This window comes from Streptomyces sp. FH025 (genome assembly GCF_017427025.1).
Taxonomy (GTDB): Bacteria; Actinomycetota; Actinomycetes; order Streptomycetales; family Streptomycetaceae; genus Kitasatospora.
The window spans coordinates 1-6,380 of the sequence record NZ_JAFLNG010000453.1; the positions used below are offsets into that span (position 1 = coordinate 1).

At 72.9% G+C, this 6,380-nt stretch carries 8 protein-coding genes; 5 read left to right on the forward strand and 3 right to left on the reverse strand.

Annotated elements, in window-relative coordinates; translation table 11 throughout:
• A partial coding sequence (locus J0670_RS26540) for a carbohydrate binding domain-containing protein (protein WP_207814200.1) occupies positions 1-613 on the reverse strand: 613 nt, incomplete at its 3' end.
• A 284-nt stretch (positions 614-897) separates the two neighbouring features.
• Between J0670_RS26540 and J0670_RS26545 the strand changes: the two genes are divergently transcribed.
• Positions 898-1,533, forward strand: coding sequence for a bifunctional 2-polyprenyl-6-hydroxyphenol methylase/3-demethylubiquinol 3-O-methyltransferase UbiG (locus J0670_RS26545; protein WP_207814201.1), 636 nt, complete (start codon positions 898-900; stop codon positions 1,531-1,533).
• A complete protein-coding gene (locus tag J0670_RS26550; RefSeq protein WP_207814202.1) occupies positions 1,530-2,186 on the forward strand; it encodes a hypothetical protein in 657 nt (218 codons plus the stop codon). Before J0670_RS26545 ends, J0670_RS26550 begins: the two co-directional genes overlap by 4 nt.
• Positions 2,187-2,491: 305 nt before the next feature.
• Here J0670_RS26550 and J0670_RS26555 read toward each other — a convergent pair whose 3' ends face one another.
• Entirely contained in the window at positions 2,492-2,992 is a 501-nt protein-coding gene (locus tag J0670_RS26555; RefSeq protein WP_207814203.1) for a hypothetical protein, read from the reverse strand.
• Between the two features lie 92 nt (positions 2,993-3,084).
• Between J0670_RS26555 and J0670_RS26560 the strand changes: the two genes are divergently transcribed.
• Positions 3,085-3,576: a helix-turn-helix domain-containing protein gene (locus J0670_RS26560; protein WP_207814204.1), complete on the forward strand. Its 492-nt coding sequence runs from the start codon at positions 3,085-3,087 to the stop codon at positions 3,574-3,576.
• Between the two features lie 36 nt (positions 3,577-3,612).
• Here the strand turns inward: J0670_RS26560 and J0670_RS26565 are convergent, their stop codons facing one another.
• Positions 3,613-4,221: an ABATE domain-containing protein gene (locus J0670_RS26565; RefSeq protein ID WP_207814205.1), complete on the reverse strand. Its 609-nt coding sequence runs from the start codon at positions 4,219-4,221 to the stop codon at positions 3,613-3,615.
• 123 nt (positions 4,222-4,344) lie between these two features.
• Between J0670_RS26565 and J0670_RS26570 the strand changes: the two genes are divergently transcribed.
• Positions 4,345-5,406: an alcohol dehydrogenase catalytic domain-containing protein gene (locus J0670_RS26570; RefSeq protein ID WP_207814206.1), complete on the forward strand. Its 1,062-nt coding sequence runs from the start codon at positions 4,345-4,347 to the stop codon at positions 5,404-5,406.
• 33 nt (positions 5,407-5,439) lie between these two features.
• On the forward strand, positions 5,440-6,380 hold a 941-nt coding region (locus J0670_RS26575; protein WP_207814207.1), incomplete at its 3' end, for an alpha/beta hydrolase.

Sequence of the window (6,380 nt, forward strand, 5' to 3'; positions counted from 1 at the left end):
ACGAGGCCGTCGGGCTGGACGAGCCGGTCGGGCTGGTGGTGGAGGTGGGTCCGCCCGGCCCGGTCAGGGTGAGGTCGTCCGCGTAGTAGGTGCCGGTCCCGTACCAGCCGTGGGTGAAGACCGTGACGGAGGTCGTGGTGGCCCCGGTGGTGAAGGTGGAGCTCAGCTGGTTCCAGCCGGTCGCGCTCGGCGTCCAGCTGGAGGCGTTGACGCCCGTGCCGGTCGCACCCAGGTAGACGTAGCTGCCCTGGACGAAGCCGGACAGGGTGTAGGTGGTGTTCGGCTGGACGGTGACGGTCTGCTGGCACTGCGCGGTGTCCCCGGCCGAGGCGGCGCCGGCCAGCGCGTAACTTCCGCCGTGCACCGGGGTGGTGACGACCGATCCGTTGGAGCAGGTCCAGCCGGCCAGGGTGCCGGTCTCGAAGTCGCCGTTGGACAGCAGGTTGACCGGCGCCGCCGAGGCGGAGCCGAAGGTCAGGGCGAGGGCCGCGCCGCTGGTGGTCAGCGTGGCGGCCAGGGCCAGGGCGGTGGCTCTTCTGCGCTGTGCGGCCCGGCGGGCGGCACGCCCCTGGGCGGGGAGGTCGGGCCGTGCGGGCAGGACGCGGTCGTGCATGCGGGTTGTCCTCCGGATGTGTGGGGGTTCCGGCGGTGCTTCGGCCCGGACGGGCCCAGGGGAGCCGGCCCGGCGCTTGGGGGGCGCGCGGGCGGGTGACGCGTGGGACGGGCGGTGCGCGGACGCGCCGGGCCGCTTGGTCCGTTCGCGTCACGACTGAATAGATTGGACTGGACCAATATTCGCCGTCAAGGGTGTCCCGCCCGCTGGACCGTCGCGGGCCGCGCGGGCGGCGGCCCGGTAGGTTGGCCGGGACGGACCAGGCCGCCGAACGGAGGAGCCCCATGGACAGCCAGGACTGGGACGACCGCTACGCCGCGAGTGAACTGGTGTGGGGCGCCGCCCCCAACCAGTGGGTGGTCCACGAACTGGCGGGCCTCGCCCCCGGCCACGCCCTCGACCTGGCCGCCGGCGAAGGCCGCAACGCCATCTGGCTGGCCGGTCGCGGCTGGGAGGTCACCGGCCTCGACTTCTCCGCCGTCGCCCTGGAGCGCGCCGAACGCCTCACCGCGGAACTGCCCGACGAGATCGCCGACCGCCTCACCTGGCGCCACGGCGACGCCCGCACTTTTGAAGCGCCGGCCGTCGGCTACGACCTCGTCCTGGTCGCCTACCTCCAGATCCCCGCCGAGGACCGCCGCACCGCGCTGCGCCGCGCCGCCGACGCGCTCGCCCCCGGCGGCACCCTGCTGGTGGTCGGGCACGACCTGAGCAACCTCGCCGGGGGCGTCGGTGGCCCGCAGGACCCGGCGGTGCTCTTCACCCCGGAGGACGTCCTCGCGGACCTCGCCGACCGCGGCCTGCGCACCGTCCGGGCCGAGCGCGTCCGCCGTACGGTCGGCGGCGAGCCCGGGCACAAGGGCGGCGGCGAGGGCGTCGCGATCGACGCGCTGGTGCGGCTGGAGCGGGGCGCCGCGTGAAGGACCGTCCCACCCGTCGGGTGCTGCTCGCCGGCCTGGCGGCCGCGCCGCTGGTGCTGGCGGGCTGTTCCTCGGACAAACCCGGTAAACCGGGGAAGGAGGCTCCTGTGGCCAGGGCGAGCGACCAGGGCGGCGAGGCCGTGGTGATGATCATCCGGCACGGCGAGAAGCCCGAGGGCGGCGAGCCGGGACTGGACGAGAACGGCAAGCACGACGGCAAGTCCCTCACCCGGCGCGGCTGGGACCGCGCCGACGCGCTGCCCGGCCTGTTCTCCCCGCCCGCGCCCGGCCTGCGCACCCCGGCCCGGATCCTCGCCGCCACCGACCGGGGCCCGCTGGCCGGGGCGCACCGGATGCGCCAGACCGTCACCCCGCTGGCCGCCAAGCTCGGGCTGACCGTCGACACCGGGTACGCGGAGTCCCAGGAGTCCGAGCTGGCCCGTGCCGCGCTCACCGGGGCGCAGCCGGTGCTGATCTGCTGGGAGCACTCGCGGATCCCGCGGATCGTCGAGGCGCTCGGCGCCTCCGGCAGCGGTGCCCCGGCCGCCTGGCCGGGCGACCGGTTCGACCTGGTCTGGGTGTTCTCCCGGCCGTCCGGCGGGGCCTGGACCTTCCAGGAGGTGCACCAGCACCTGCTGGACGGCGACGCCTGATCCGCCTGCGGTCGGGCGCACAGCTGATTGAGCGTCAACTGGCGTGTGGGGTGCGAGGAATCGTGCGCTCATCGGTTCGCTGGCCGTCGTCGCGGCGCTGCTGCTGGCCGGATGCAGCGGCTCCGGTCCCGGCTCCGGCTCCGGCTCCGGCGCCGAGGAGCTTCTCCCCGGACGGCCGGTGGATCGCCTTCGAGCCCTCCCCGGGCGGCGAGGCCGACCCCGCCGCCCTCTGGCGCATCCCGGCACCGGCCCTGTGGTCGCCATCACCGTGAGTCGCCATCGCCGTGCCGCCGTTCGCCGCTCGGTCAGGGGAGGCGGGCGTGTTCGGCCCGGCTGGCGGCGATCCGCTCGCGTGCCAGCGTGCGGGCCTGCTCGGTGTCGCCGTCGCCGGTGAGGCGGGCGAGGATCTTCGCGAGCGGCCTGATCCGGCCCCAGCCGCCCCAGTGGCCCTCGGGGATCTCGGTGGGGAAGACCCAGATCCGGCTGGCGTCGCGCGGCCAGGCGCCGTTCTCGGCGTCCAGGATCGCCTCGGTGACCTCGGCGATGACGCCCGCGCGCTTCCGCTCGTCGAGCTGGCCCTCGGGCACGGACGGCACGACCTTGTAGCGGGGCGCGTCCGCGGGCTCGCCGCCGACGTAGACGGCGGTCGGTCGGTGCAGGAACAGCCAGGAGACGGAGCGGGTCACCGGGTCGGCGGGGTCGAACCCCTCGTGGCGGATCAGGATCTCGGTGATCCGGTTCATCAACGCGGCCTCGGCGTCGGGCTGGAGCGCACCGTCGGGAACGTACACATCGAGCATGGGCATGATTGAACCCCTTTGAGTTTAGTTTTTAAACTTAGATTGGAGCGTACGGGAGCTGAGTGCAGTTCGTAAACCCAGCTGGGTAGACTGGTGCCATGGAGACGCGGCGGATCGACCCGGTGAACTGCTCGGTGGCGCGTTCCCTCGCGGTGGTGGGGGAGCGCTGGTCGCTGCTGATCGTCCGGGAGGCGCTGGACGGCGCACGTCGGTTCGGGGAGTTCCATGTGCGCCTCGGGATCGCCAAGAACCTCCTGTCGAGTCGGCTCGACACCCTGGTGACGGCCGGAGTGATGCGCCGCGTGCCGTACCGGGAACCCGGGGACCGGCAGCGCTTCGCTTACGAACTCACCGAGCAGGGGCAGGCGTTGAGGCCGACGCTGCTGGCGCTCCTGGAGTGGGGGGACAGGTACCTCGCCGACGCGCAGGGCCCGTCGGTCATCCCGCGGCACCAGTCCGCCGAGGGCGCGGGCGCGTGCGACGAGCCGGTCAGGGTCGTCCTCGAATGCGCCGCGGGGCACAGCCATCTCGCCCCGGAGGACGTCCGTCGCGCGCCCGGCCCGGGCGCGCGCTTCGTGGACGAGTCCTGAGGCGGTGAACAGCGCCGGCGGGCCGGTCCAGCCGGTCTATTCGCCGTCGTCGGCCGCCTGAATCCTGGCCCGGTACGCCCGCTTCTTGACGAGCGCGCCGCAGGTCTTCATCGAGCACCAGCGGCGGGCGCCCGCTCGGGACGTGTCGACGAACGGTGTGCCACAGGCGGGGTTCCCGCAGATGCGCACGCGGGTGCGGTGCTCCGAGTCGCAGAGCGCGATCAGGTCCCGCGCGACCATCGAGAGCACCGCCGCGACTCCGCCGCCGTTCCAGCGCACGGTGGTCGCGTCGGCCGAGAGCGCGGGCACCGACGTGGGCTCGGCGGCCGCGCTGTTGATGAGGGCGATGTCCTCCGGGTCGGGCGGGGTTTCGGCCGCCAGGGCCTGGCCCGTCCGCTGCACCGCCTCGCGTAGCCGCCTGGCGTGGTCCAGGTCGGTCTCGGTGCAGGTCGGCGCCACGGTGGTGCAGCCGCTCTGCACCGCCCAGCGGCTCAAGTCCTCCGGCCGTGCCAGCCGTTCGAAGCGTACGTCCGTGCCGCGATCGGCCAGGGTGCCGGCGAAGGCGAAGCACAGCCGCGCGTCGTCGAAGCGGAAGTCGGCCTTGGCGCGCTGCCGGCCGTCGCTCCGGCCACCTTCATCACTCATGTCCACCACTCTATGCGGTTGACATGTGGCGAAGCGAATGGCTAGCTTCCATGTCCACCGCTTGAACAGGTGGACATGGAGTCCATCCGTCATCGCCCATCACATCCAGAGGAGGCCGCGTCCATGCGCGCCGCAGTCATCGAAGAGCTCAACAGGCCACTCGTCATCCGCGAGGTGCCCGACCCCGCATGCCCGCCGGACGGTGCGATCGTGCGCGTCGGCGCGAACGGGATCTGCCGGACGGACTGGGCCCTGTGGGCCGGGAACTTCTGGACGGGCGGACCGCGGGTCAACCCCCCGTTCGTCCTCGGCCACGAGTTCGCCGGCACCGTCGAGGAGGTCGGCCGGGACGTGCGCGGCTGGAAGAAGGGCGACCGCGTCCTCTTCCCGATGAACCCCGGCGAGGGCGCGTGCGAGATGTGCCGCAGCGGCAACCAGCACGTGTGCGACCACGTGGACCAACTGGTGCCCGGCGTGTCCTACTGGGGGGCCTTCGCCGAGTACGTCATGGTCCGCTTCGCGGACGTCAACCTGGTCGAGGTGCCCGAGTCCGTCGGCTTCGTCGAGGTCGCCAGCCTGGCCTGCCGCTACATGACCGCCTTCCACGGAGTCGTCGACCAGGCGAGGGTCCGCGGTGGGGAATGGGTCGCGGTGTACGGCGCGGGCGGCGGCATGGGCCTGTCGACCGTGGAGATCGCCGCCGCGACGGGCGCCAACGTGATCGCGATCGACATCACGGACGAGAAGCTGGAGGCCGCGCGCGCCCTGGGCGCGGTGCACACCGTGAACGCGGCGAGGAACGAGCCCACGGAGGCGGTGAAGACCCTCACCAGGGGCGGAGCGCACGTCTCGGTCGACGCCGTCGGGATCGCCGCCACCTGCCGCAACTCCGTCATGTCCCTGCGGACGCGCGGCCGTCATCTCCAACTCGGGCACACGACCGGCGCCGAGCGGGGCGAGGTCGCGCTGCCGATCGACGTCATGATGGTCAAGGAACTGGAGATCCTGGGCGCCTTCGGCATGCAGGGCCAGCGGTTCGGCACGATGCTCAACATGATCGAGGCCGGCCGCCTCAACCCCGGGCGAATCGTCTCCCGCACCGTCGGCCTCGGTGAAGCGAGCGAGGTGCTGACGTCCTTGGAGACGTACGGCCCGACCGGAGTGGTCGTCATCGACGCGTTCTGAATCCCGCGTAACCACCAGTCAAGGAGATCCACGATGACCCATGCCTACGATCCCGAACTGTCCGCGGCGGCCGCCCAGTACCCGCCCGTGGATTTCGCCGACGTGACGCAGCTGCGCGAGGCGGAAGCGGAGATCATGGAGTTCGGTGCGTACGAGCCGCCGGTCCCGGTCGAGACCCGGGACTTCACGGTGCCGGGCCCGGAGGGTGCCCCGGATGTCGCGGTGCGCCTCTACCGGCCGGCGAACCACGACGGCGTCCTGCCCGGCGTGGTGTACATGCACGGTGGTGGGTTCGTCATCGGCAGCGTCGACGCCTTCCACACCGAGACGACCCGCATCGCCGCCGAAGTGGGCGCCGTCGTCCTGTCGGTGGACTACCGGCTCGCCCCCGAACACCCCTTCCCGGCCGCCCTGGAGGACTCCTGCGCCGCCCTGACCTGGCTGGTCGACCACGCGCGGGAGCTGGGCGTGGACCCGAGGCGCGTCGCGGTGGCCGGGGAGAGCGCCGGCGCGGGCCTGGCCGCCGCCGTGGCCCTGTACGCCCGTGACCACGGCGGCCCCGCCCTGCGCATGCAGTACCTGGGCATTCCCGTGCTGGACGACCGCCTCGACACCGCCTCCATGCGCGCCTTCACCGACACGCCCGGATGGAAGCGGTCCAACTCCGAAGTGTCCTGGGACTTCTACCTCGGAGGTGAGGGCGTACGGGGCGGTGACGGCGTCAGCCCGTACGCGGCGCCGGCGCGGGCCGAGAGCCTGTCCGGCCTGCCGCCCGCCCACATCGTGGCCGGTGAGATCGACCCGGTGCGCGACGAGGCCCTGGACTACGCCCAGCGGCTGGTCGCGGCGGGTGTTCCCACCGAACTGCACCTCTTCCCGGGGGTCTTCCACGGGTCGAGCCTGGTGGCCCCGCAGGCGGAGGTGAGCCGGCGGATGGTCACCGAACAGATCGCCGCGCTGCGCCGCGGACTGAG